Annotated in this window: 26 protein-coding genes, 2 riboswitches and 1 other annotated feature; of the genes, 24 read left to right on the top strand and 2 right to left on the bottom strand. The window is 38.1% G+C overall.

Features of this window, described 5'->3' with window-relative positions:
* Nucleotides 1-202 precede the first annotated feature (202 nt).
* Genes G7057_RS02295 through G7057_RS02255 form a run of 9 tightly spaced genes read left to right on the top strand, consistent with a single transcriptional unit; the run spans nt 203 to nt 8,732 of the window.
* Complete coding sequence (locus G7057_RS02295) at nt 203-514, top strand: hypothetical protein (RefSeq protein WP_166161032.1); 312 nt, start codon at nt 203-205, stop codon at nt 512-514.
* 2 nt (nt 515-516) lie between these two features.
* Nucleotides 517-2,493 carry a V-type ATP synthase subunit I gene (locus tag G7057_RS02290; RefSeq protein ID WP_166161030.1) on the top strand — a complete coding sequence of 659 codons (1,977 nt, stop codon included), beginning with the start codon at nt 517-519 and terminating at the stop codon, nt 2,491-2,493.
* Entirely contained in the window at nt 2,494-2,970 is a 477-nt protein-coding gene (locus tag G7057_RS02285; protein ID WP_166161028.1) for a V-type ATP synthase subunit K, read from the top strand. It begins immediately after the preceding gene.
* A gap of 10 nt (nt 2,971-2,980) precedes the next feature.
* Nucleotides 2,981-3,577 (top strand): V-type ATP synthase subunit E, encoded by a 597-nt coding sequence (locus G7057_RS02280; RefSeq protein ID WP_166161026.1) that lies wholly within the window; start codon nt 2,981-2,983, stop codon nt 3,575-3,577.
* A gap of 13 nt (nt 3,578-3,590) precedes the next feature.
* On the top strand, nt 3,591-4,592 hold the full coding sequence (locus G7057_RS02275; RefSeq protein ID WP_166161023.1) for a V-type ATPase subunit: 1,002 nt from the start codon (nt 3,591-3,593) through the stop codon (nt 4,590-4,592).
* Complete coding sequence (locus G7057_RS02270) at nt 4,585-4,899, top strand: V-type ATP synthase subunit F (RefSeq protein WP_166161021.1); 315 nt, start codon at nt 4,585-4,587, stop codon at nt 4,897-4,899. Before G7057_RS02275 ends, G7057_RS02270 begins: the two co-directional genes overlap by 8 nt.
* A gap of 31 nt (nt 4,900-4,930) precedes the next feature.
* Nucleotides 4,931-6,706, top strand: a complete 1,776-nt coding sequence (locus G7057_RS02265) for a V-type ATP synthase subunit A (protein WP_166161019.1) — start codon at nt 4,931-4,933, stop codon at nt 6,704-6,706.
* Nucleotides 6,706-8,094 (top strand): V-type ATP synthase subunit B, encoded by a 1,389-nt coding sequence (locus G7057_RS02260; RefSeq protein WP_166164003.1) that lies wholly within the window; start codon nt 6,706-6,708, stop codon nt 8,092-8,094. The genes G7057_RS02265 and G7057_RS02260 overlap by 1 nt, the downstream gene beginning before the upstream one ends.
* On the top strand, nt 8,094-8,732 hold the full coding sequence (locus G7057_RS02255) for a V-type ATP synthase subunit D (protein WP_166161017.1): 639 nt from the start codon (nt 8,094-8,096) through the stop codon (nt 8,730-8,732). The genes G7057_RS02260 and G7057_RS02255 overlap by 1 nt, the downstream gene beginning before the upstream one ends.
* A gap of 72 nt (nt 8,733-8,804) precedes the next feature.
* On the opposite strand, the gene G7057_RS02250 is transcribed toward G7057_RS02255, so the two are convergent.
* Together G7057_RS02250 and epsC are read right to left on the bottom strand one after the other, a co-directional pair.
* On the bottom strand, nt 8,805-9,620 hold the full coding sequence (locus tag G7057_RS02250) for a MetQ/NlpA family ABC transporter substrate-binding protein (protein ID WP_166161015.1): 816 nt from the start codon (nt 9,618-9,620) through the stop codon (nt 8,805-8,807).
* A gap of 370 nt (nt 9,621-9,990) precedes the next feature.
* Entirely contained in the window at nt 9,991-10,536 is a 546-nt protein-coding gene (gene epsC / locus G7057_RS02245; protein ID WP_166161013.1) for a serine O-acetyltransferase EpsC, read from the bottom strand.
* Between the two features lie 472 nt (nt 10,537-11,008).
* A riboswitch (FMN riboswitch) is annotated at nt 11,009-11,123 on the top strand.
* Nucleotides 11,124-11,276: 153 nt separating this feature from the next.
* Nucleotides 11,277-11,390: riboswitch (FMN riboswitch) on the top strand.
* A gap of 125 nt (nt 11,391-11,515) precedes the next feature.
* Here epsC and ribD point away from each other — a divergent pair.
* The 15 genes from ribD to G7057_RS02170 all read left to right on the top strand — a co-directional run bounded on the left by ribD (nt 11,516) and on the right by G7057_RS02170 (nt 25,253).
* Nucleotides 11,516-12,604, top strand: coding sequence for a bifunctional diaminohydroxyphosphoribosylaminopyrimidine deaminase/5-amino-6-(5-phosphoribosylamino)uracil reductase RibD (ribD, locus tag G7057_RS02240; RefSeq protein ID WP_166161011.1), 1,089 nt, complete (start codon nt 11,516-11,518; stop codon nt 12,602-12,604).
* A 27-nt stretch (nt 12,605-12,631) separates the two neighbouring features.
* A complete protein-coding gene (locus G7057_RS02235; protein WP_166161009.1) occupies nt 12,632-13,285 on the top strand; it encodes a riboflavin synthase in 654 nt (217 codons plus the stop codon).
* Nucleotides 13,286-13,303: 18 nt separating this feature from the next.
* The gene (locus G7057_RS02230) at nt 13,304-14,497 is read left to right on the top strand and encodes a bifunctional 3,4-dihydroxy-2-butanone-4-phosphate synthase/GTP cyclohydrolase II (protein ID WP_166161007.1); all 1,194 of its coding nucleotides are present in this window, start codon (nt 13,304-13,306) and stop codon (nt 14,495-14,497) included.
* Nucleotides 14,498-14,550: 53 nt separating this feature from the next.
* A complete protein-coding gene (gene ribH / locus G7057_RS02225) occupies nt 14,551-15,012 on the top strand; it encodes a 6,7-dimethyl-8-ribityllumazine synthase (protein ID WP_126108847.1) in 462 nt (153 codons plus the stop codon).
* Between the two features lie 596 nt (nt 15,013-15,608).
* Nucleotides 15,609-16,544, top strand: a complete 936-nt coding sequence (locus tag G7057_RS02220) for an ABC transporter ATP-binding protein (protein WP_166161005.1) — start codon at nt 15,609-15,611, stop codon at nt 16,542-16,544.
* A complete protein-coding gene (locus G7057_RS02215; protein WP_076765026.1) occupies nt 16,537-17,307 on the top strand; it encodes an ABC transporter permease in 771 nt (256 codons plus the stop codon). The genes G7057_RS02220 and G7057_RS02215 overlap by 8 nt, the downstream gene beginning before the upstream one ends.
* A 259-nt stretch (nt 17,308-17,566) precedes the next feature.
* Nucleotides 17,567-17,816 (top strand) — a binding site (T-box leader).
* Nucleotides 17,817-17,859: 43 nt separating this feature from the next.
* Complete coding sequence (locus G7057_RS02210) at nt 17,860-18,309, top strand: GNAT family N-acetyltransferase (protein WP_166161003.1); 450 nt, start codon at nt 17,860-17,862, stop codon at nt 18,307-18,309.
* Nucleotide 18,310: 1 nt separating this feature from the next.
* A complete protein-coding gene (locus G7057_RS02205; protein ID WP_166161001.1) occupies nt 18,311-19,279 on the top strand; it encodes a glutathione S-transferase family protein in 969 nt (322 codons plus the stop codon).
* Nucleotides 19,280-19,296: 17 nt separating this feature from the next.
* Nucleotides 19,297-20,265, top strand: a complete 969-nt coding sequence (locus G7057_RS02200; protein ID WP_166160999.1) for a glutathione S-transferase family protein — start codon at nt 19,297-19,299, stop codon at nt 20,263-20,265.
* A 2-nt stretch (nt 20,266-20,267) separates the two neighbouring features.
* Complete coding sequence (locus G7057_RS02195) at nt 20,268-21,281, top strand: glutathione S-transferase C-terminal domain-containing protein (RefSeq protein ID WP_076765032.1); 1,014 nt, start codon at nt 20,268-20,270, stop codon at nt 21,279-21,281.
* Nucleotides 21,278-22,114: a transporter substrate-binding domain-containing protein gene (locus tag G7057_RS02190; protein WP_166160997.1), complete on the top strand. Its 837-nt coding sequence runs from the start codon at nt 21,278-21,280 to the stop codon at nt 22,112-22,114. Before G7057_RS02195 ends, G7057_RS02190 begins: the two co-directional genes overlap by 4 nt.
* A gap of 13 nt (nt 22,115-22,127) precedes the next feature.
* Nucleotides 22,128-22,868 carry an amino acid ABC transporter permease gene (locus tag G7057_RS02185; protein WP_166160995.1) on the top strand — a complete coding sequence of 247 codons (741 nt, stop codon included), beginning with the start codon at nt 22,128-22,130 and terminating at the stop codon, nt 22,866-22,868.
* On the top strand, nt 22,865-23,623 hold the full coding sequence (locus tag G7057_RS02180; protein WP_166160993.1) for an amino acid ABC transporter ATP-binding protein: 759 nt from the start codon (nt 22,865-22,867) through the stop codon (nt 23,621-23,623). The genes G7057_RS02185 and G7057_RS02180 overlap by 4 nt, the downstream gene beginning before the upstream one ends.
* 15 nt (nt 23,624-23,638) lie before the next feature.
* On the top strand, nt 23,639-24,064 hold the full coding sequence (locus G7057_RS02175) for a GNAT family N-acetyltransferase (protein WP_166160991.1): 426 nt from the start codon (nt 23,639-23,641) through the stop codon (nt 24,062-24,064).
* Between the two features lie 16 nt (nt 24,065-24,080).
* The gene (locus G7057_RS02170) at nt 24,081-25,253 is read left to right on the top strand and encodes an amidohydrolase (RefSeq protein ID WP_166160989.1); all 1,173 of its coding nucleotides are present in this window, start codon (nt 24,081-24,083) and stop codon (nt 25,251-25,253) included.
* Nucleotides 25,254-25,967 lie beyond the last annotated feature (714 nt).

The following is a 25,967-nucleotide window of genomic DNA, read 5'->3' as shown; positions in this document are numbered from 1 at the left end:
ATAGGTAGCTTGATTTTGATAGTCAATTCTAAACTAGTTTTTAAAAAAAGATTAAAGATTAATATTCTGCATTGACGATAGAAAAAGTCTCCGTTATGATTTAATATAGGTTATTTGTCCGTAAATATCCTGCTAGAGATGATCAGTTTTAAGAAAAATCAAGGACAAGTAAGATGACATGTAATGAGAGTGAGGGATAGAGATGAGTGTAAATGCGATTCAACAATTAGCAGCTGCAGAGGAACAGGCAGCTAAGATAATTCAAGATGCCGAAAACCAAGTGAAGGCGCAAAGAGAACAAAGCGATCAAGACATCAAACTGTTTGAAAAGAATTTGTTGCAAGAAGAAAAAGACGAACAAAAACAAATTCGCCAAAAATATGCCGATGAACTAAATCGCTTGAAGACACCGCTAATAGAGCGAATGAATAAAAAAGAAGAAGAGTTGAAAACGATTACTCCGGCAATGCGAGAAAAAGCATTGAGCATCATAGTAGATAAGGTTGTGGGATAAAAATGGCCATACTTAAAATGCAAAAATTTAACATCATTACTTTCTCAACGTACTATGAAACGGTTATGGAGAATTTACAAGATTTCCAAAATATTGAATTGTTTCCAGCAGAGCACTTTTTTACAGAGACATCAACGCTCTTTAACCGTATGAAAAATCATCCGCGAGAAAGTGAAATTGAAGCACATATTAATGAACTTGACTGGTCTAGAAATTTTTTAAATCAGTATATTCCTAAAAAAGGTATGATTGCGAATCTGCGTCAGCCTATTGAGCGATACACTATTAAGCAACTTGCCCAACATATGAATGATTATGACTGGGAAGAAACATGTAAAAAACTAAAATACTTTGACAAACGATTAAGAGTTATCGACCAAGAACGTCGTGAATTAGCGCTTCAAGAAGCTGATTTAAATGAATGGCGTTACTTTGATGAAGAACCCAAAAAATTGGAAAAGCTTCATCAAACAGTCGGCTTACTGGGAACCATTCCGAGTGGCGAACTCACTCACCTGACACAAGAAATCGGCATTATTCCTTATACCTATATGGAAACAATTCATCATACTGCCACCACAGCTTATGTCCTCATTCTTGCTCATAAAGACAGTCAATCAAAAGTAAGAACCCATTTGAAAAAGGTTGGATTTGAAGACTATTACTACCCATTCGATGGGAAACCAGCTGATGATTTACTCGGATTAAAAGAGAAAACACAGCGATTAGTAGAAGAAGAAGAAACGATTAAAGCAGAATTGAAAACAATGGAAAAGGACTACACCCAATTAGGACTAGTTGCGGAATACTTTGACGGTTTACTGATTAGAGTAAAGAGCAACCAGTATATGTTGGAATCGAAGTATACAATGAGTGTGTCTGGATGGGTACCTGCTAAAGATGCCGATCAACTGATTCATAAAGTAGAATCTGCTGCGGGTGAAGATTATTATATTGAATTCCAAGAAGTAAAAGAAGAAGAAGTAGCGGATGTTCCTATTTTGCTACGTAACAATGCTTTTGTTAAGCCGTTTGAAAGTTTGGTAGAAATGTATAGTCTGCCACAATATGATGAATTAGATCCAACACCATTGATGACACCGTTCTATGCACTAGCATTCGGGATGATGGTAGCAGATTTTGGTTATGGTTTATTGTTATTCTTTGCAATTTTCATAGCGAAACGTTTCTTTCATTTTAAAGAAGGTATGCGACAATCATTATCATTTTTCCAAGTAGGAGCGTTAGCTACTGTTTTATGGGGATTGATTTACGGAAACTTCTTCGGAAATGAGCTATCATTCCAACTCTTATCTGGAAGTACTGATATTACAGAAATATTAGTTGTATCGGTAGCCTTTGGTTACATGCAATTAATGTTTGGTCTGTTCTTGAAATTCTATGTTCAATGGAAGATGAGAGACAAAAAGGCTAAAGCAATTTTCCAAGCAGGTTCATGGATTTTATTTTTAATTAGTGTTGTCGTTATTGTATTAGCAATGATGATCCTAAACAATCCAGGCCTACAAACCATTGGTGTAGGTGGTATCATTGTCAGTTTAGTGATGGTAGTTATCGGAGGCAGTCTCGATGGAGAAACCATTGGTGGGAAAATTGGATGGGGACTCTATGGTTTGATGGATATTACATCTTACTTAGGAGACTTAGTGAGTTATACGCGTTTGATGGCATTAGGTGTTGCCGGTGGTAGTATCGCCGCAGCCTTTAACCTGATTATTAGCTACTTACCAACACCAGCTAAATTTACAGTTGGGATTTTATTATTTATCGTCTTACACGGTTTAAATATTTTCCTAAGTTACTTAAGTGCCTATGTTCATGGCATCAGACTTCAATATCTGGAGTTCTTTGGGAAGTTCTATACAGGTGGCGGACGTGCCTTTAAACCGATGAAGTCAAATGAAAAATATGTAGAAGTTATTTCTGAACAAGAAGAAATTCAAGGGGGAAAATCCTAAATGGAAAACTGGTTAGAATTTTTTAATACACATGGTGGAACTATTTTTGCAGCACTTGGTGTTGCAATGGCAACAATTTGTGGGGGTATCGGATCAACAATCGGTATCGGACAAACCTCTCAAGCTGCAGCAGCTCTAACTGCTGAACAGCCTGAAAAGTTTGGTCAAGCCCTCATTTTAGAGTTACTTTCAGCAACACAAGGGTTATACGGTTTCGTTATTTCATTTTTAATTTTTATTGAAATGACAGCTGGACCTGTCACCTTCGAAAGAGGCGTGTATTTGTTTATCGCAACATTACCAATTTCCTTCACTGCGATTATCGGTGGGATTTGGCAAGGTCGTGGTGCAGCAGCAGCTATGCAAATTTTGGCTAAAAAACCAGAACACGTTACAAAAGGTATTATTTACGTTGCCATGATGGAAACGTACGGTATTTTAGGGTTTGTTATTTCCTTCTTACTAGCAATGAATTAGGAGGTTCACTATGTCAGATATTACAAAATTAACCGATAAAATCATTCAAGATGCTAAAAAAAGACAAGAGCATTATCTGAAGGACGCTAGTCAAAAGACTGAGCGCCGAGAAGAATTGCGTAAAAAGCAACTGACTAAACAAAAAGAAGAGCGATTAGCTGCCTACGAAAAAGAAATTCGAGCAGAAATGAGTTTGGAAGTGTCTGACTTACATATCAAATCTCGCGCTAAAGTATTGGCTGCTAAAGAAGCTTTATTGGATGAGTTATTCCAAGAAGCCTTGGAGTCATTTGAACATATGTCTGAAACAGAATTCACTGCCTTTTTAGAAAAGAGCTTAAAGAGATCTGCTTTAAGTGGCAATGTCCAGCTTATTTTAGGTGAAGAAAGTGAAAAGTACGCTGATAAAGCAACGATTGAGAAATGGATTACCTTTGCTCAGCCTGATATTGAATTATCAGTTGCTAAAGTAGCTGTACCGCGTCGTGGTGGCTTTTTACTCAAACAAGATACAATCGAATACAACTTCTTATTTGAATCATTATTGCAAAATGCTGAAGAAGAGTTGAGCAGTCAATTACTTGATTTACTATTCTTAGAAGACTAATAGGAGTGACAGAATGAAGGATATTCAATTTAGTGCTGTCAATACTAGAATCCGAACATATGAAATCCAACTCTTTCCTGATAGCTTTTTGGAACGTTTATTAACGGCAAAGGATGCAGACGATGTCTATACCATGTTGAGAGATAGCTCTTATGGTAACCATATTTATGAAGACACCGCCGTTCATGATTTTGAAGATGTTCTTCTAGCTGAACAAAAGGACATGTACGATTTATTGTATGAGATAAGTCCAGACCGCCGTGTCATTGATTACTTTACCTTGCGTCATGACTATCAAAATTTAAAAGTCTTAATAAAAGAAAAGTATATCAACCAAGACTTATCACACTTACTTGTTCCACTAGGCTCCGTTCCCATTCGTATTTTAAAAGAACTGGTTAATATTGGAAGAAGCGAACATGTTGATGAACAAATGAATATCTGTATGAAAGAAGTATCGGATTATATTGAAGATTACAATGAGAGCGTGGGAATTGATATTATCTTCGATAACCACTACTGGGTGCACATGCTAACTTTAGCTAAGGAAGCAGGTTATCCCGAGTTTGACCAGCTGATTCAGCGTAACATTGATATTTTTAATATCTCGACGACACTACGCGCTTATTTAATTAAGCGTGGACAAGGGTTCTTACGCGCTGTTCTGGCTGACGGAGGTACACTCTCAGTTGACAACATATTAGAAAGCATTCACAGCTCATTGGATGACTTTGTGGATTACTTAAGGGACACACCTTTTAAAAATTTGATTGATCAAGCTTACGAAGAAATTCAAGAGCATAAAACCTTAAATGACTTCGACTTGATTAAAGATAATTTTCTCATGAAACGTTACCGAGAAAACAAAATTGTTCCCTTTGGTCCAACTGCCATCATGGGCTATATCTATGCCAAAGAAACAGAAATTAAGAACATTCGGATTATCTTAATCGGAAAAATTAATAAAATACCGGAAGATATTTTAAGAAAACGGATGCGTGATAGCTATGTATAAAAAAATTGCAATGCTGGGTGGTAAGAACTCAATCCTGCCCTTTAAAGGTCTAGGCATCGACGTTTATCCAGTAACGGATTTAGAAGAGGCTAGGCATCAAATTGAAGCATTAGCGAAAGAATGCGGCGTCATTTTTGTGACAGAACGTATTGCTGAGCAGCTTGAAGATACAATTAGAAAGTACGATCATATGCCTGTACCAGCCATTATCCCGATACCGAGTAGTACCGGGAGCTTAGGGATTGGTATGGATCGTATTCAACGAAATGTCGAAAAAGCAATCGGTATGAACATATTAGAAGACTAGAAAAGTTTGCAAAGAGCGAGGAGGAGATGTTTTGGCAATCGGAACAATTTTAAAAGTTTCAGGCCCATTAGTAACTGCCAGTGGACTCCAAGGTGCAAAAATCCATGAAATTTGTAAAGTTAGTGAAAAAGGATTAATCGGAGAAATTATTGAATTAAAAAAAGGCATTGCTTCTATCCAAGTCTATGAAGAGACAGCAGGTATTGGGCCAGGAGAAGTTGTTGAAACAACCGGTGCACCATTATCGGTTGAATTAGCGCCAGGTTTGTTATCACAGATGTTTGATGGGATTCAACGTCCCTTAGATAAATATATGGCGCAAACAAACAGTGACTATTTAGAAAGAGGGGTTTCCATTTCGCCATTAGACTGGCAGAAAAAATGGACCTTTATTCCTAAAAAAGCTGTTGGCGATTATGTTGAAACAGGAGATATCATCGGTGTTGTTCAAGAAACAACAGCAATTGAACACCGCGTGATGGTTCCGCCAAATGTTTCTGGAGAGATTACAGAAATCAAGGCAGGAAACTATTCGATTAAAGAAGATATTTGTCTCATAAAAACAGAAAATGGCGAAAAAGCCATTCAAATGCTACAACGCTGGCCAGTTCGTAAGCCTCGACCATTTAAAACAAAAATGAAACCAGGGCAACCGCTTGTAACGGGACAACGCGTTATTGATACCTTTTTCCCAGTAGCAAAGGGTGGTTCGGCAGCTGTACCAGGGCCATTTGGAGCTGGTAAAACAGTTGTTCAGCATCAGATCGCCAAATGGTCTGATGTGGATATTGTTGTTTATATTGGTTGTGGTGAACGCGGTAATGAAATGAAAGATGTTATTAATGAGTTCCCGGAATTAATTGATCCACAAACAGGTGAATCGATTATGGAAAGAACGGTCTTAATCGCGAATACATCGAATATGCCAGTTGCTGCTCGTGAAGCTTCCATCTATACAGGAATTACGATTGCTGAATACTACCGTGATATGGGTTATAGTATTGCTGTTATGGCCGATTCAACGTCACGTTGGGCAGAAGCGTTGCGTGAGATGAGTGGTCGTTTGCAGGAAATTCCAGGTGATGAAGGCTATCCTGCTTATTTAGGAAGTCGAATCGCTGAATACTATGAACGTGCCGGACGTTTTAAAACACTCGGACAAGAGCCTAGAGAAGGCAGTATTACAGCCATTGGAGCGGTATCGCCAGCAGGTGGAGATTTATCTGAACCTGTTACTCAAAATACCTTACGAATCGTTAAAGTATTCTGGGCTCTAGACAGTGCCTTAGCGCAGAAACGTCACTTCCCTGCTATTAGCTGGGTAGATTCTTATTCACTTTATGAAGATGAGCTAAATGCTTATGTGGATTCGCTGATTAGTGATGAGTGGTCAGAACTGGTTGAAAAAGCTATGACTATTCTGCAAGAGGAGAGCCGTTTAGAAGAAATCGTCCAATTAGTCGGTATCGATTCCTTGTCTCAAAAGGACCGTATCACTATGGTAACGGCTCGTTCGATTCGTCAAGACTACTTGCAACAAAATGCCTTTGATGACGTTGATACGCATACGTCTCGTACAAAGCAATTTAAGATGATTTCTAATATTTTAAGCTTTAACGACCATATGCAAAAAGCAATTCGCTTAGGTGCTTACTACGATGAAATTATAAAGGGTACCGTTCAATTACGTGAAAAGATTGCGCGCAGCAAGTACATTCACGAATACGAATTGGATAAACTTGATCATATTCAGCAAGAAATTCAACAAACAATTCAAACGATTATAGAGAATGGGGGCAATGAATGATGCTAAAGGAATATCGGTCAGTATCGGAGATTGCTGGTCCATTAATTGTAGTCGAAGGTGTAGAAGGTATTAAATACGATGAATTAGTTGAAATTAGAACGACAAGCGGCGAATTACGTCGTGGACAAGTCCTAGAAGTTAATGAGGATAAAGCCGTTGTTCAAGTATTTGAAGGAACTAGTGATTTGAGTGCGGAAGATTCAAAAATTCGTTTCTTAGGGAACAGTTTAACGCTAGGCGTTTCACCAGATATTTTAGGTCGTGTTTTCAATGGCTTAGGTAATCCTATTGATGGCGGTGCTAAAATTATTCCTGACAAACGCTTGGATGTAAATGGTGAAGCGATTAACCCTATGGCGCGTGACTTCCCGGATGAATTTATTCAAACCGGAATTTCAGCTATTGACCATTTAAATACATTAGTTAGAGGACAAAAATTGCCGATTTTCTCTGCTTCAGGTTTGCCTCATAATGAAATGGCAGCTCAAATTGCTCGTCAAGCAACTGTAAGTGGTGAAGAAGAAAACTTTGCGATTGTTTTTGCTGGCATTGGTATTCCGTACGAAGAATCTGAATTCTTTGTGGAAGAGTTTAGAAAAACAGGGGCGCTTGATCACTCTGTTTTATTCTTAAACTTGGCGAATGATCCAGCCATCGAACGGATTGCGACGCCGCGTATTGCCTTAACTGCAGCGGAATATCTTGCGTTTGAAAAAGGGATGCATGTGTTGGTTATTATGACGGACATGACGAACTATTGTGAGGCGCTGAGAGAAATTTCAGCGGCTCGTCGTGAGATTCCTGGTCGTCGTGGCTATCCGGGTTACCTTTATACGAACTTGGCAACCTTGTACGAACGTGCAGGTCGCTTAGTTGGGAAAGAGGGATCGGTTACACAAATTCCGATTTTAACGATGCCAGATGATGATAAGACTCATCCAATTCCGGATTTAACAGGCTATATTACAGAGGGACAAATTATTCTTTCGCGTGATCTTTACAAGAAGAATATTATGCCGCCTGTTGATGTTTTGCCGAGTTTATCACGGTTGAAGGATAAAGGTACGGGCGAAGGGAAAACGCGTAAGGATCACTCTGCGACTATGAACCAGATTTATGCAGCATATGCAGACGGTAAATCAGCTAAGGAATTGTCGATTATTTTAGGGGAATCAGCCTTATCTGAAATTGACCGTAAGTTTGCTCACTTCGCTGATCGTTTTGAGTCTGAGTATTTAAATCAAGGTTTTGATACGAACAGAAGTATTGAAGAAACACTTGATTTAGGTTGGCAATTACTGGCGAGTTTACCGAAGGAAGAATTGAGCCGGATTAAGTCAGAATACATTGATGAGTATCTTCCAACCGAGAAGGAGTCCGATGAATAATGGCAGTTATGAATATAAATCCCACAAGGATGGAATTAAGTCGTTTGAAAAAAAGACTTCATACTGCTACACGAGGCCACAAATTATTAAAAGATAAACAAGATGAACTTGTTCGCCAATTTATTATTCTTGTTAAAGATAACCAACGTCTACGCAAAAAAATGGAACAAACCTTGCAAGAAGGAATGAAGAAATATGTGCTGGCATCTAGTACGATTCCCGATTATATTTTAGAGGAATCATTTGCCATTCCTATGCAAAAGGTTGGTTTGGATGTTAACTTTAAAACGATTATGAACATGGATGTCCCAGTTTTAAATGAACAGTACGACGATGATTATGGCGAAGAAGATTTCTCTTATGGTTTCGTTAATACAACGAGTGAGCTTGACCAATCGCTAACTGACCTGGATGATATTTTGCCGTTGATGCTCCAATTGGCTGAAATTGAAAAGACCTGTCAAATGATGGCTGATGAAATTGAGCGCACAAGACGTCGTGTGAATTCTTTGGAGCATATGACGATTCCAAACTTAACAGATACGATTGCTTATATTGAGCGAACCTTGGATGAGAGCGAACGTTCAAATCTAACGCGTTTGATGAAAGTCATTGATATTACAAGTGAAGAAAACTAAAAAAACAGGTTCGGACCGCGTCCGAACCTGTTTTTGTGTGCTTTTAAAAATAGCTTATGAAAGTAGTTATCCTTATTTTAATTCATCAGGAATAAACCAATAATTATCAGCATTAACTTGATCCATTTTTTCTAAAAAGGCATCAGATTGATAGGCAGCGACAATGGCTTTTGCCCAATCTGTTTCGGCATTTTTACCATCAACAACAGCGTGTAAAACAAGGTGAGGTAAAATGTCTTCGTTGAGCAAACTATCATTCGAGCTCATACCTGCTGCATAGAGCATACTCCCTGGAATAACGCCGTAATCCAAGTCATCTAGTGAACGAGGAATTTGTGCAGAGCTCATTTCGATAATATCAAGTTCATACGGATTTTCGACAATATCACTAGTTGTTGACGACATTGCTTCAACGGATTCATCCAATTTAATCCAACCTGATTTTTCAAGTAAGAGAAGGGCGCGTGCCGCATTAGACGCATCGTCTGGAATAGCAACTTTGTCACCTTTTTCAATCTCCTCAACACTATCTTTCGAGCTGGAATAAAGGCCAGTTGGCACAGTCGGTATTGGCGTAATAGCAGTCAGGTCAGCGTCCGCTTCTGCATTAAAGTTCTCCATATAAGCAATATGCTGATCAACATTGACGTCAACCGCACCTTCTTGAAGGGCAACGTCAGCTGAGCGTAAGTCTGAGAATTCAACAACCTCAATTTGAAACCCATCTTCTTCTAAAATAGGAACGATATGATCTAAAAATAATTCACTATAAGGGCCAGGAGAGGTACCAACTGTAATTGTTTTCGATTCTTCGGACGCACCGCTTGATCCACAAGCAGTTAATACCAAACTTACTAATGCCAATACTGATAACGCTAATTTTCTCATCTTCATTCTCCATTCTATCTATTATTTTTTGACAGAAAAAAAGCCCTTAAAAACAGTCCAATCACTGTTTTTAAGGGCAAAGAAGCATCTTCACGGTTCCACCTTAATCGTATGGAACAATTGCTGTTCCATCTCATTCCACTACATACTTATAGCAGTTTGCGATAACGGGCAAGTCCCGACACCATCTGGCTATTCGCTCGATGATGTGACTCCAAGATGCACTTCCAATTAGTTGACCTCATCCTTTTTCACCGACCGGACTCGCTATGGAGGCTAAATAACTGTACTCTTCTTTTCACTGTCTGTTGATATTGTTTAGAAATATAACAAAATAATGAGAAAGAGTCAAATTTATTTTTATTTAATTTTAATCTAACTGCCGTCTCTCATCGTGTGGAATAATGCGGGCAGGCATCCCAACCGCCGTGGAATAGGGCGGAACGTCAGCTAAAACAACTGCGCCGGCACCCACTTTACTATGGTGACCAATGGTGACATTACCTAAAACGGTCGCACCTGCACCGATTTCAACATCATTTTCCACTGTTGGGTGGCGTTTAACTCCTTTGTCTTTACCGGTTCCACCTAATGTAACGCCGTGATAAAGCTTCACACGGTCACCGATAATGGCTGTTTCGCCAATAACAACGCCCATACCATGGTCAATAAATAAGTTGTCTCCTATCGATGCGCCAGGATGTATTTCAATACCCGTTTGAAATTTAGCACGTTCAGATAGCCATCTAGCATAAGTATAGCGTTTTTTCAAATAATGATGGTGTGCGCGTTGGTGTTTCTTTAGTGCTTTTATACTGGGGAAAAGAAAGAAAGCTTCCCAGACACTTTGACAGGATGGATCTTGTTCATAAATAAAGGTGGCTTCCATATGCCATTTTTTAAACCAGTTAATCATTTTAATCGCTGAAGAAGGCTGTGCAATCTTCTTTTCCTTTCCTAGACTGTTTGTCGCTATCTTTATATTGTATTACAGTTCTCAAAAAATAACTATCTTTTGATAAAAAAATTATGTCGATTATAAAACTAATTTAGAAAATAAACTATTCTCGAAAGACTCAACTTGTATTCTTTATTAAAGAGTACAGGAAAATAACTAAGAATATCATAACGGATGAAGGAGTCTTTAATAGAAATTTATTACCGAAAAACGTGAAATTAGATCTGCGGTTGAGAAAGCACTCGCGCAACTGAGACCCCTTTTAACTACTCCCCGAGCTATCTATGAACTCAGATATGGACATTCGCCGATCAGCTTTTAAAGAGCTGTCAGATGGGCTAAGTATGTATGTTTTTTGCAAACAGTTTAGAAAATTAAAGGAAAAGATATTGACATCTATTGTATTTCGATATATCCTGACATTACAAAAAATAGTCTTCAGGGCAGGGTGCAAGTCCCTACCGGTGGTAAAGCCCACGAGCCGTAAGGCAGATTCGGTTAGATTCCGAAGCCGACAGTATAGTCTGGATAAAGCGAAGGCAGGATAGTTGCAGAGAAGTTAAGATACCCACAACCTTTTTTTAACATGTAGCGATTATGGGTTTGTGAAGCAATTATTAAATAGTCTTATTTAACTATAAGCCGAAGCCCTGGATATAAAATTCTGGAGCTTTTTTTGTATAGTAACATAAAAATTAAATAGTCTTCAGGGCAGGGTGCAAGTCCCTACCGGTGGTAAAGCCCACGAGCCGCGAGGCAGATTCGGTTAGATTCCGAAGCCGACAGTACAGTCTGGATGAAAGAAGACGTCAGTTTAAAAGAACAACAACCACATGCGAAAGTATATGGATTTATTTGTGGTGTCTTTACAAACAGAATGACAAAAGCCCTGAGATAAAATCTTGAGGGCTTTTTTATTTTGGAAGGAGTGAGATGATTGGATGATCAATATATGAGGATGGCACTGAACTTAGCAAAAAAAGGGAAAGGTTGGACATCTCCCAATCCCTTAGTGGGTGCTGTAATAGTGAAAAATGGAAAAGTTATCGGGCAGGGATACCACCAAAAATATGGGCAGGCTCACGCGGAAGTAAATGCTATTGAATCTGCAAAAGAGGATGTGGCTGGAGCAACGTTGTATGTGACGTTAGAACCTTGTTTTCATTTTGGGAAAACACCTCCTTGTTCTAACTTACTAGTAGACAAGAAAATCAAACGAGTAGTCGTGGGGACACTCGATCCCAATCCGCTAGTTGCAAGAAAGGGAATCGAAAAACTTCGTAGCAATGGAGTTGAAGTGGTTACAGGTGTGTTAGAAGAAGAGTGCCAAAAATTGAATGAGATTTTCATGAAATTCATTGTTACCAAAGAACCATTTGTGTTTATGAAAAACGCGATGTCTCTAGATGGAAAGACAGCCACAGTGACTGATGAATCTCAATGGATTTCTGGCGAAACATCCAGGAGACAAGTGCACTCCTTGCGCCACGAACTATCGGGAATTATGGTAGGAGTAGAAACGGTTATCAAAGATAATCCTCGACTAACCTCCAGGATAACGAACAGTCGTAATCCTATTAGAATTGTTGTCGATAGTCAGCTAAGGATTCCAAGCACTTCAAAGGTACTAACTCAACAAGATGAAGCAAAGACAATAGTGGCGACCACAAGAAGAGCTCGTAAAGAAAAAATAGACATGTTAAAACAAATGGGTATTGAAGTGATTGTAACAAAAGAAAAACACGGAAGAGTTCATTTACGAGAATTAATGAATATATTAGGCGCTAGGGGCATCGATAGTATCTTGTTAGAAGGTGGGGCAACTCTGAATTTTTCAGCCTTGGAAGAAGGGATTGTGGACAAAATACAATTTTACATTGCACCAAAAATAATCGGAGGGAAAGAGGCTAAGACTGCTGTAGAAGGAGCGGGGATTCACTCATTAAAAAATGTATTCCAAATTGAACGGATGACAGCTGTGATGGTCGGGGAAGATTTATTTGTGGAAGGGTATATTGCTAAATAAAGAGAAAAAATTGAATGGAGGAATACGATGTTTACTGGAATTGTTGAAGAAGTGGGAACCATTCAATCAATTAAACGAGGTAGAAAATCCTCGATACTCAAAATAAAGGGACAAAAAGTATTACAAGGTACTCGTATCGGAGATAGCATCTCCACAAATGGTATTTGTTTGACGGTGACGAAAGTAGGAAATGATTTTTTTGAGGCAGATGTCATGTCCGAGTCCTTGAACAGGACTAACATAGGGGAATTAGTACCTGGAAGTTACGTGAACTTGGAACGAGCATTAAGTTTGGCAACGCGACTTGGCGGCCATATAGTTAGCGGGCATATCGATGGAACAGGGAAGATTAGAAACTTGAAGCGTGACGATAATGCCGTTTGGATTACGATTGAAACAGCTCCGGAATTATTGCGTTACATTATCGAGAAGGGTTCCATAGCCATTGATGGTGTTAGTTTGACAGTAGTCACGGTGAATGATCAGTTTTTCAAAGTCTCTATTATTCCTCATACAGGGGAAGAGACAATCCTATTACAAAAGAAAATGGGTGATACCGTAAACCTTGAATGCGATATGATTGGAAAGTATGTTGAGAAGTTACTAGGATTGGATTCCAAAGAGGATGTTCAAGAGGGACAAGTAACAGCGGAGTTATTAAGAGAGAATGGGTTCTTTTAGAACGGAATGGAGAGGGACATGTTTAATACGATTGAAGAATTGCTTGATGATTTAAGAGAAGGGAAAAACATTATATTAGTGGATGATGAAGATAGAGAAAATGAAGGAGATATCATTTGTGCTGCTGAATTTGCTACTAAAGAAAATATAAACTTCATGGCTAGTTATGCCAAAGGTCTAATTTGTATGCCAATGCCTAAAAGCTATACAAAAAGATTAGCATTGCCTCAAATGAGCCTAAATAGTACAGATAATCACGGGACTGCATTTACTGTTTCAGTGGATCATGTGGATACTACAACAGGTATTTCAGCTGGAGAACGGTCCCTGACGGCTATGAAGCTGGTGTCCAAGGATGCAAAGTCGGAAGATTTTAGAAGGCCCGGCCATATGTTCCCGCTAGAAGCGGTTGATGGAGGTGTACTGGTGCGAAATGGACATACAGAGGCAACGGTTGATTTAATGCGTTTAGCAGGTTTGGAACCTGTTGGCCTGTGTTGTGAAATCATGAATGAAGATGGATCGATGGCAAGAAGAGATGATTTAATGGCTTTAGCTAATCTTCATGAGTTAAAAATCGGTACAATTGCTGATTTAATTGAGTATCGTAAAATCAAAGAACAGGTTATTTTCTGCCAATCTCAAGCACTGTTACCTACTAAATATGGTGATTTTGAAATCTATGCTTATGAACATGAGGTAAGTGGTGAGCACCATATCGCCTTGGTTATGGGGGAAGTCAGTGAGGGTGAACCGGTACTTTGTCGTATTCATTCAGAATGTTTGACAGGAGATGTATTTGGTTCTAAAAAATGTGACTGCGGACAACAGTTGGATGCAGCAATGAAAAGTATTGCTGATGAAGGAAGAGGGATTTTGATTTACATGCGTCAAGAAGGACGTGGAATTGGTTTGGTAAATAAAATAAGAGCTTATGCATTACAAGATCAAGGACACGATACAATTGAAGCTAACTTGGCGCTTGGCTTTCCAGCTGATTTGCGAGAATATTATGAATGCAAACAAATTTTTGATGATTTAGGTGTTTCGCAACTACGACTGATGACCAACAATCCTTTGAAAGTAGAAAGCATGAATAAATATGGTTTAGATATTGTAGAAAGAATTCCGCTTCAAATGGAGGCTTTTACAGAAGATGAAAGCTATCTAAAGACCAAGCAAGAAAAAATGCATCATTATCTGAATTATTAAGAAAAAAGGTAAGTATTCAGTATTAAAAAAATAACATAAATGGTGGTATTAAAATGAACATACTTGAAGGACAATTAATTGCAAAAGATATAAAAGTTGGTATTGTTATTGCACGATTTAATGAATTTATAGGATCAAAATTATTAAGCGGAGCTGTGGACGGTTTAAAAAGACATGGCATGTTAGAGGAAGAAATTACGGTCGCATGGGTGCCGGGAGCTTATGAAATTCCTTTAGTTGCACAAAAAATGGCTGCTTCAGGAAAGTATCATGCCATTATCACTTTAGGAGCAGTAATTAAAGGATCGACATCGCATTATGATTACGTATGTGCAGAAGTTTCAAAAGGAGTAGCGACGGCTTCAATGAACACAGGAGTGCCAATAATATTCGGGGTCTTGACGACAGATAATATCGAACAAGCCATAGAGCGTGCCGGTACGAAAGCTGGAAATAAAGGATATGATTCAGCAGTCTCAGCGATTGAAATGGTCAATTTGCTGAAAGGGATGTAAGTAGAATCTTGATTTAAAAAGCTTCAAGGACTTGTCATGGCTTACCCTGTGAAGCAAATGTTCTCGAACAATGTTAGTACAATGGGAATGCCTATCGAACACTACGAGCTTGCTGCAAAAACCAGTGAAATGAGTGGGAGTCGAATATCGGAAACAACTAACGTTGCTTATCAAGAAGGTTGTATAGCTGAATATTATTTTTTTATAAAAGTGCAAGCTTGAGATGGGAAATTACATTTGGAGTGTACAGTATTGCTACAAAGAAATGTTCTATAGAGGTTCTCAAATCTAAATACTTTTCCCAGCAGGTCGTACTTATAGGAGAAAGAGAAAACTTAAAAAAGTACTGAAAAACCACATTACCGTTTCGGTGATAATTGAATTGGGTGTGGGGAGACAATCGAACAAAAAGGCGTTCAAACAAAGTGAACGTCTTTTTGTTTACCCAGCATTGGTACACTCTAAAGAGTGAAAGTCCCAAACGTGACTTAATAGTGGCAGGGACAACGCTTAAATCCCTTTTATTTTAAATGACGCACATAGAAGACAAATACATGTTAAAATAAGGAATAATATCATAAGGAGACAACAAATAAATGACATACGCATTAGAAATAAAAGATTTGAAAAAAGTATATGCGACTGGTGTTGAAGCACTACGAGGGATTGATTTGGCTGTAGAAGAAGGCGACTTCTACGCTTTACTGGGGCCTAACGGTGCTGGCAAATCAACCACCATTGGCATCATTACATCACTTGTCAACAAGACATCAGGGCAAGTAAAAGTTTTTGATTATGACCTGGATACTGATTTAGAGCGGGCAAAGCAGCAAATCGGTTTGGTACCTCAGGAGTTTAACTTCAACCCCTTTGAGACGGTTCAACAAATTGTAGTTAATCAGGCAGGTTATTACGGTGTTTCACGTAAGGAGGCACTTAAGCGGAGTGAAAAGTATCTCAAGCAATCGAGTTTATGGGAGAAGCGACACGTTCGTGCCCGTATGCTATCAGGTGGAATGAAGCGTCGTTTAATGATCGCTCGAGCGCTGATGCATGAACCGCGATTACTGATCTTAGATGAGCCGACTGCGGGTGTGGACATCGAATTAAGACGTGATATGTGGGCATTTTTAAGAGAATTGAATAAAAGTGGGACAACGATTATTTTAACCACTCACTACTTAGAAGAAGCTGAAATGCTTTGTCGAAATATTGGGATTATTCAATCGGGTGCATTGATTGAAAATACAAGTATGAAATCACTTCTTTCTAAGTTACAGTATGAAACGTTTATTTTCGACTTGGATGCCTATAACTATAAACCTGAAATCAAGGGCTATAGCTATGAATTTGAGGATGACCTGACGCTGACAGTAGAGGTTGAACGCAATCAAGGAGTCAATGACATCTTTAATCAACTAAGTAATCAAGGGATTAAAGTCTTATCGATGCGGAATAAATCAAACCGCTTAGAAGAACTATTTTTGAAAATCACAGAAGAAAAGCACCAATTGGAGGAAAGAAATGTTTAGTCTTTATTTTACAGCTCTAAAAAGTTTAGCGATCAAGGAAACAAACCGTTACCTGCGTATCTGGGTACAGACCTTGGTACCACCTGTTATCACCACATCATTGTATTTCGTTATTTTTGGAAAAATGATTGGTGGACGCATAGGCGATATGGGTGGATTCTCTTATATGGAGTTTATTGTACCAGGGTTAATCATGATGTCAGCTATCACGAGTTCTTACTCAAATGTTTCTTCATCATTTTTCTCACAAAAATTCCAAAAAAATATTGAGGAATTATTAGTAGCCCCAGTGCCGACGCATGTGATTATTTGGGGATTTGTCCTAGGAGGATTGGGAAGAAGTCTGCTGGTGGGTACACTGGTAACCATTATTTCGTTATTATTTGTTCCATTGAATGTTTTCTCTTGGTTAATTGTTATTCTGACATTATTAATGACGGCTATTCTTTTCTCTCTAGCTGGGCTAATAAATGGCGTTTTTGCACAGTCATATGATGATGTGTCGATTGTACCGACCTTTGTATTACAACCATTAACTTATCTAGGTGGTGTATTTTATGCCATTTCGATGTTACCGCCATTCTGGCAAACCGTATCAAAAGTAAACCCGATTGTTTATATGATTTCTGCTTTCCGTTATGGGTTCTTGGGGACGACTGATGTGCCGATTATGGTTTCGCTTATGATTCTGGTTCTGTTTATTATTATTGTCTATTCGGTGTGTTACTATCTGATTAATACAGGAAAAGGGATAAGAAGTTAGAGAGGTGGGAGAGCCAATGGCACTATTATTCTTCAGAGATATTGATGCAAATAATGAGGCCGCTGTTAGAGTCATAAGTTTAAAAAACGGCTAAGAAAGTGGCTCATCAGTTTTTTTCATAGGCCAAGGCGGACTTGTCCGCTTTTCTTATTCAGGCTTATCCATAATAAAAATTAATAGATGATGATAAAATTTACCAATTATCATTATTTTCTAATCAATGCTATTCTAGTATTCAATTAAAGAAATGAAATATCAAAAGAATGCATTGATAAGATAAGTATTCTTGTTTGTTTGCAAAGAGAGTCTATGTTTGGTGCGAATAGATGAAAGAAACAAGAAGAAAATGGTCTTTGAGCAATCAATGGCAAGTGTGGTTACATGAGCTATTGACGGTAGTACCCGTTAAAAATACTGAGTATAAAGCATTTTTTGTGATGTACTTAATGAGGTTGTTTCTGTGAAGAAGCAATAAATGAAGGTGGTAACACGGAAAATCCGCCCTTCTCTATGAAGATAGAGAAGGGCGGATTTTTTTGGAGGTGATTTTTATTGTTGGAAATTTATGTTGTTGACCAAGTTTGGCAGTTGGCTCTAGTTTATGAAGTTCGGAAGAAAACATTTGTTATTGGACAAGGAATTCCCATTGAACTTGAATTTGATGAAAAAGCTGGCAAAACGTATCAGTATGTTTTGCTTGCAGAGAAAGGTAACGGTATAGGAACAGCGAGGATCAACACCACCCACTCAGACTTTGCAAAAATTGAAAGAGTCGCAATTGTTCCTAAATTTCAATTCCAAGGATATGGCAGAAAATTGATAGAAGCGGTAGAAGAAGTGATTCGGACACAAGGATACGAAAAAATTGTAATTACAAGTCAAGTGCAAGCTAGAGGATTTTATGAGCGCTTGGGTTATCAAGTGAATGAACGTATCAAATTGGAATCCAGTATTCCTACTATTTATACAGAGAAAAATTTGAAAAAGATAGGAGCTCATTAAAATGGCAGAAAAGATAAAAGTTATTACAGTTGCTACTACAGAGGATGCCCATGAAATTTCAAAAGAAGGTGCATTCGTTCGCCAAGGAAATCATTTCGATACCCCATTTGGAGACGGGCCAGGAGATTTACCGGTAGAAGCAGGTCGCTATCGACTGTTGGTGGCGGGAATTTGTCCTTGGGCCCATCGTTCCATCATCGTGCGTGAGTTACTTGGCTTGCAAGATGTTATCAGCGTGGGTACTGCAAGTCCAATAAGAACAGACAAAGGTTGGGAGTTTTCGTTAGATGAAGGCGGAGTTGATCCTGTACTGAACATTCGCTATCTACCAGAAATTTATGCACAAACGGATCCAACTTATGAAGGACGGGCAACAGTACCAACAGTTGTCGATGTAAAAACAAATAAAGTAGTAAATAATGATTACTTTAAATTGACGAATTATTGGGAAACAGCTTTTAAGAAATTCCATAAAGAGGGCGCACCTGACTTGTATCCTGAAGAATTACGCGATGAGATTGATGCTTTTAACGAAGTTTTATTTCATGAAGTGAATAATGGAGTATACAAAGCTGGTTTTTCTAAAACACAAGAAAAATATGAAGAAGCTTATGATGCTCTGTTCGCTAGGTTGGATATATTAGAGGAACGATTGTCTACACAACGTTATTTATTCGGCAATCAAATCACAGATGCTGATGTTCGTTTTTATGTGACTCTTGTTCGGTTTGACGTTGCATACTATTTAGTGTTTAAGACAAATCGCAATCGGATCATTGATTTTCCAAATATCTGGAACTATGCGAAAGATCTTTACCAAACACCTGGCTTTGGTAATACAACTGATTTTGATGCAATAAAGAAAGGCTATCAATTGGGAAATCATGGAAATAACCCCTACGGCATTGTTGCAAAAGGGCCAGAGATTTCCATTTGGAATGAACCACATGACCGTCATCGATTCGAGTAAACGGAGGAGGAAACGCAATGTGTGCATTAAAAACTGTTGAGATAGAAGCGAACGGAAAATACAATCGACAAAAGAATCAGTTCCATACTCCTTTCGGTGAAGGATTAAATGAGTTGCCAGTTGCACCAGGAAAATATCGTATTTTATGGTCAGCAGTTTGTCCCTGGGCTCATCGTTCGATTATTGTCCGCAAGTTGCTTGGGTTGGAATATGTCATCAGTGTCGGCGAGGCTGATCCATTACGCCCGCCATTAGATCATATTGATTGGGCATTTACATTAGACGAAAATCATCTAGACCCTTTATTAGGAATTCAATATATCAGTGAAGCCTATTTAAAAGCGGATCCACATTATAAGGGAAGGCCAACTGTACCTGCCGTTGTCGATATAGAAACAGGAAAGGTGGTGAACAATGACTATCATGAATTAACGTATCAATTGGAGACAGCATGGTCGAAGTTTCATAAAAAAAATGCCCCAAATTTATTTCCCGTAGAGCTTCAGGAGCAAATTCGGCAATTAAATGAGCGTATATTTCATGATATTAATAATGGCGTTTATAGAGCTGGGTTTGCTCGATCACAAGAAGCATATGAAGAAGCCTACGATAAAGTCTTTAAACGTCTGGACGAACTAGAGGAACGACTAGCTAGCAAACGCTACTTATTCGGCAATGAAATAACCGATGCAGATGTCCGCCTCTACGTAACGTTAGCACGCTTTGATGTTGCCTACTATACCGCCTTTCGGGTGAATAAAAAACGTATTAAAGACTATCCAAATTTATGGGCTTATGCTCGTGATTTATACCAGACACCAGGTTTTGGGGACACAACTAATTTTGAAGCAATTAAAAAACATTATTTTTTATCGACAACAATCGATACAGAAAATACTGTTTCGAAAATTCTTCCAAAAGGACCATCATTAGAGGATTGGAATATGGCACATGGTAGAGAAAAATTAACTAGAAAAGAGGAATAAATATGGTACAAGAAGTTCGGGAAAGGCCAAGCGAATTAGTAAATGAAATTGATGAAAAGGGGTATTTTCATCGTCAGAAAAATCATTTTGACACGCCTTTTGGATCAGGAAAAGAACACAATCCAGTTGAAGCTGGACGATATCGTTTAGTTTGGGCAAAGGGATGCCACTGGTCAAACCGTGCATCGATTGCTATTGAGTTATTAGGACTTCAAGATGTCATTAGTGTAAATTTAGTAGGCAGAACGCCCCGTGAAAAAGATCTAGGATGGGAATTTGTTTTTGATGAAGGAAACAAGGATCCCGTTTTAGATGTCCAATTTTTAAGCGAACTATATGCTAATGCAGATCCAGAGTATAAAGGTCGTGCTACGGTACCAGCAGTCGTGGATGTAAAAACGAAAAGAGTCATCAACAATGACTATGTCTGGCTAACAAATTATTTTGAAACAGAATTTCGTCCTTTTCAAGCACCAGATGCACCGGATTTGTATCCGGAAGAATTGCGGGAAGAAATCGATGCCTATAATGATTATCTATTCGAACATGTGAACAATGGCGTTTATAAAGCAATGTTTGCCCAATCTTTAGAAGCATATAATGATGCATACAATAATTTGTACCAAGCCTTTGATGAGATTGAAGAGCGCCTAGAAAACAATCGGTTTTTATTCGGTGATTATGTAACGGATTCAGATATTCGTTTATTTGTAACGTTAGCGCGTTTCGATACTCGTTACTTTAAAAACTTGGGTCCAATTCGCAATCGCATTGTGGACTTTAAAAATATCTGGGGATATGCCAGAGATTTGTATGAGATTCCGGCTTTTAAAAACAACACTTATTTTGCTGATTTAGCAAAGAGCACAGAAAAGCCAAAGTCAATTTTTATTGATTACAACACCCGTTTTTGGGACAAAATTGATTATGAAACCTTATGGAACCAGCCACAAGAACGTTATTTATTAAGTAAGACTCCTAGTGAAAAATTCAAACGGAATGAGGAAATCAAATGAAAAAGAATCAAATAGTTAAAACAGTTTTAACTCTTACAGGAGCGTTGCTCTTAGCAGCTTGCGGAAGTACAAATGCTGCAGGAACGGGTGAAGAAAGCAGCAAAGAAAAAATTGTTATTGCGACATCTGGTGCGCCAAAACCCTTTACTTATGTAAATGAAAATGACGAGCTGGTTGGTTATGATATTGAACTTGTAGAAGCGGTATTTGAAAAAATAGATAAATATGATATTTCTTTTGAAAAAGCAGAGCGTGCTTCTGTATTATCTGGTCTTGATACAGATCGTTATCAAGTAGGAGCAAATAATTTTGCAAGTAATGATGAGCGGAGAGAGAAATACATCTTTTCAGACGCAATTTTCAAAAATCAATATGTGATTGCAGTGGCAGAGGAATCAACAGAAATTAATAACTTTACTGATCTTGTAGGAAAATCAACAGAAGTATCACCTGGTTTGAATTATGCCACGGCTTTGGAAAAGTATAATGAAGAAAATCCAGATGCACTCATCGACATTAATTACTCTGAAGCAGAACTGTTAGTTGTTTTACAAGGCGTTGAGAGTGGTAAGCACGATTTTCAATTGATTGATAAAGCGATGGCTTCTTTGTTTATTGAAGAACATGGCTTAAAATTAAAGCTAATCGAATTGAGCGAAGAAGACTCATCTAGAATCGGTGCTCCTTACAGTTACCTGTTAATTAGTAAAACAGATGATGGTGCAGCTCTTGTAGAAGAAATCAATGCAGCTTTAAAAGAAGCGATTGAAGATGGAACAATTACTGAGATTAGTGAGAAATATTTTGGAGAAGACTTTGCACCGAAAGAATAGGAGTAGGGATTAAATGGGGAAAATATTTGATTTTGAAACGGTTCTTACTTCGATTCCAAGGTTATTGGTATATTTGCCGATGACCTTGGAAATTACTATTTTATCGATGTTACTTGGACTGTTACTAGGTTTATTGATTGCAATCGTAAAGATGAATAAAATCCCCGTGCTATCACAGATATTTGCTGTATTTGTATCTTTTGTACGAGGGACACCATTAATCGTACAATTGTATTTATCCTACAATGGAATCCCATTATTGTTAAAGTATTATAATTATAATAATGGCACGGATTTTAATATTAATAATATTCCTTCGCTGCTTTTTGTGTTAGTGACATTTGCGGTTAATGAAGGAGCATATAATTCAGAAAATATTCGTGGAGCACTGCAATCGGTTAATAAGGGTCAAATCGAAGCAGCACAATCTTTAGGGATGACTTATCCACAAGTGTTGGCCCGCGTGATTATACCAGAGGCATTTGTAGTAGCTTTGCCAACTTTAGGAAATACATTAATCGGACTGTTAAAAGGAACATCATTGGCCTTTGTTTGCGCGGTTGTGGAGATGACAGCCCAAGCTAAAATTATTGCTGGTGCTAATTATCGCTACTTTGAAGTTTATTTGGCACTAGCAGTAATCTACTGGGGAGTAACGATTATGGTTGAACAATTAATCCAGTTTGTAGAAAAGAAAATTAGTATTCCGGACAACGTTCAGCTACGAGCAAGAAAGGTGGGAGATTGGTTATGATACAGATTAAAAACTTAACAAAAACATTTCATCAAAATACGGTGTTGAATGATATCTCATTTGATATTTTGCCGGGACAAGTAGTGGCGATTATTGGTTCATCGGGTGCTGGGAAATCAACTTTGTTACGCTCGCTTAATTTCCTTGAGCAAGGAGAATCCGGTACGATTCAGCTAAATAATTTCCACTTAGATATCGCCCAAGCAAAGAAAGTTGATATTTTACAATTGAGAAAATTAACGGCAATGGTTTTTCAGCAGTTTAATCTTTTTCAACAGAAGACAGCTTTAGAAAATGTGATGGAAGGATTAATGATTGTAAAAGGGCTTTCTAAGCAAGAGGCAAAAGAAATTGCAGAGCAACAGCTGAAAAAAGTTGGTATGATTGAGCGGGCAGACTTTTATCCAAAACATCTTTCCGGCGGTCAACAACAACGTGTAGCTATTGCACGTGCTTTAGCAATGCAACCAGAATTACTACTACTCGATGAACCGACCTCTGCACTTGATCCGGAATTAGTAGGCGAAGTTTTGGATACCATAAAAAAAGCGGCAAAAGAAGGAAATACCATGTTACTAGTATCTCACGAAATGAATTTTGTGCGTAAAGTTGCTGACCATGTCCTATTTTTAGATCAAGGGAAAATCATCGAATTCGGCACTGCTGAAGACGTCTTTGAACACCCAAAACAAGAACGAACCAAGCAGTTTTTGTCTACTTATTATCGAGATCATATTCATAAACTTGCTATTTAAGGAGACGAAGAGAGTATGGATTTTCAAGTAAAACGAGACACACAAGATATCAACTGGGCGGAAGTAAATCAGCTTTTAAAAGGATTTGGATTGACCAATCACACGGTTCTGGAAACAAAATTTGCTTTTGAACATAGTCAGGAAGTGGTATTTATTCTCTTGGATAATCAGCTGATTGGGTGTGGACGTGCACTGACTGATTATATTGCTCAAGCGGCGATCTATAATATTGCTGTTGACAAGGACTATCAAGGACAGGGAATTGGAAAGTTTATTATTAAGACGTTTGTTGATTATCTGTCGAAATGTAACATTACATTGTATACTCATCCAAACACGGTTAGCTGGTATAAACAGTTAGGTTTTGAATCTATGAAAACAGGAATGGCGATTTATCATGAGAGTCATATTGAAGAACTAAGAAAAATGAATTTTGTGTAGGAAAGGATTTTAATCAGTGAATGTATCAGAAGAATTGCTAGCAGAAGTCATCTCGATTCGTAAAGATATTCATCAATACCCAGAACTTTCTGGAGAAGAGTATCGGACGACGGAAGTCATCAAATCATTTTTGAAAGAAAGAAGTATTCCCATTCTCCCATTGGATCTAGCAACAGGTGTAGTAGCGGAGATCGGGAAAGAAGGGCCTATTATTGCATTACGTGCAGATATTGATGCTTTACCAATTACAGAAAGTACACAATTACCTTATCAATCAAAAGTACAAGGCGTGATGCATGCGTGTGGGCATGATTTTCATACTGCATCACTTTTAGGAGCAGCCGCTATTTTGAAAGAACGAGAAGAGGAGTTGAAAGGACGTATTCGCTTAATCTTTCAGCCGGCAGAGGAACAAAATCGTGGGGCCAGACAAGTGATTGAAGCAGGAGCTTTAGAAGGTGTAGAACAAATCATTGGCTACCATAATAAACCGGATTTACCAATAGGAACGATAGGACTCAAGTCTGGACATTTGATGGCGGCAGTTGACCAATTTGAAGTGATTATCACAGGCGTTGGTACGCATGCAGCTGCCCCGCATAATGGGAATGATCCTTTAGTAACCGCAAGTCAAATTGTGACAAGCTTACAAACTATTGTGAGTCGTCACGTTTCTCCCCTAGATACGGTGGTGGTCAGCGTTACAAAAATTGATGGTGGAAACACATGGAATGTCATTCCAGAATCAGTTGTTTTAAAAGGAACGATTCGAACATTTAAAGAAGATATTCAACAAAAAACGAAACAGCTTTTTGAACAAATTGTAACCGCCTATGCTGGAGCAGTAAACCAAAAAAGTGAGATTATTTGGGTACCGAGCCCTCCTTCTGTCCATAATGATTTATTATTAACCGAACAAGTAAAAGAAGCAGTTTCGATTTTTGCAGATATTATCGAGCCTGAAGTAACGCTTGGAGGAGAAGATTTTGCTTTTTATCAACAGGAAATACCTGGAATCTTTGCTTTTATCGGGACAGGTGCCCCATATGAATGGCATCATCCCAATTTTTTAGTTCAAGATAAGGCATTGGTATACGCAATTCAATATTATTTCTACTCTGCAACACATATCCTTAATCATCTGAAAGCAACTTCTAAAAAAAGACTTACAAAAGACTCTCTCCATTAACAATCTCAAATACTATGCTAATATAAATCTAATCAAATTCTAATATTGAGACGAACACGATGCAATTGAACTTATTTCTATAAATGAATATGCAGTCGCTGGTAATATGATGTGTATGTGCCATCATGCTCTTTGAAGAAGCATTAGATAAGTGTACTGTATAAAAATCTAACTTAGCCAAGGGACTTGATAATTTATTTATTAGTCTTTTTGTAGTATAGGGTTTTATGAATTTCCAGGGAAACGTCATACATTGTTTTCGTGGGTTTGTTTGGTCAGATAAAATAAATGTCTCAACTCCATAATAGCTTTACTAAGTATTGCTAAGAGCTTTCAAACTCCGGTTTGAAGGCTCTTTTGCTTTTTACACTTTGTTAGCAAATGCTATAAACCATTACCACTTCCATTACTAGTAGAAAAAGGGTAATGGTTTTTGATTTGTCTGTTGAGACGGCGTTTCTAAGATGATTTCAAGTTGGTTGGTGCATAGTTGCTCGTTAAAATCTTTCGAAATCGCTGTCATAAAAACGTTCATGAACGATTTTTTTAAAAATCAGGTGATTAAGAATTATAACCAAGCATAATTGTCCAATACAAAGTGTATATCGAAACCAGTGCAATTACTAAACCTATAATCATATTGAGTAAGAATGAGATTTTGCTTTGTTTACGTATTTTTCTTCCACTAACTATAAGCAAAATTCCCCCAATTAA

It is taken from the genome of Jeotgalibaca arthritidis (assembly GCF_011100465.1).
Classification (GTDB): domain Bacteria; phylum Bacillota; class Bacilli; order Lactobacillales; family Aerococcaceae; genus Jeotgalibaca; species Jeotgalibaca arthritidis.
This window is presented reverse-complemented; position numbering and strand designations above follow the sequence as displayed.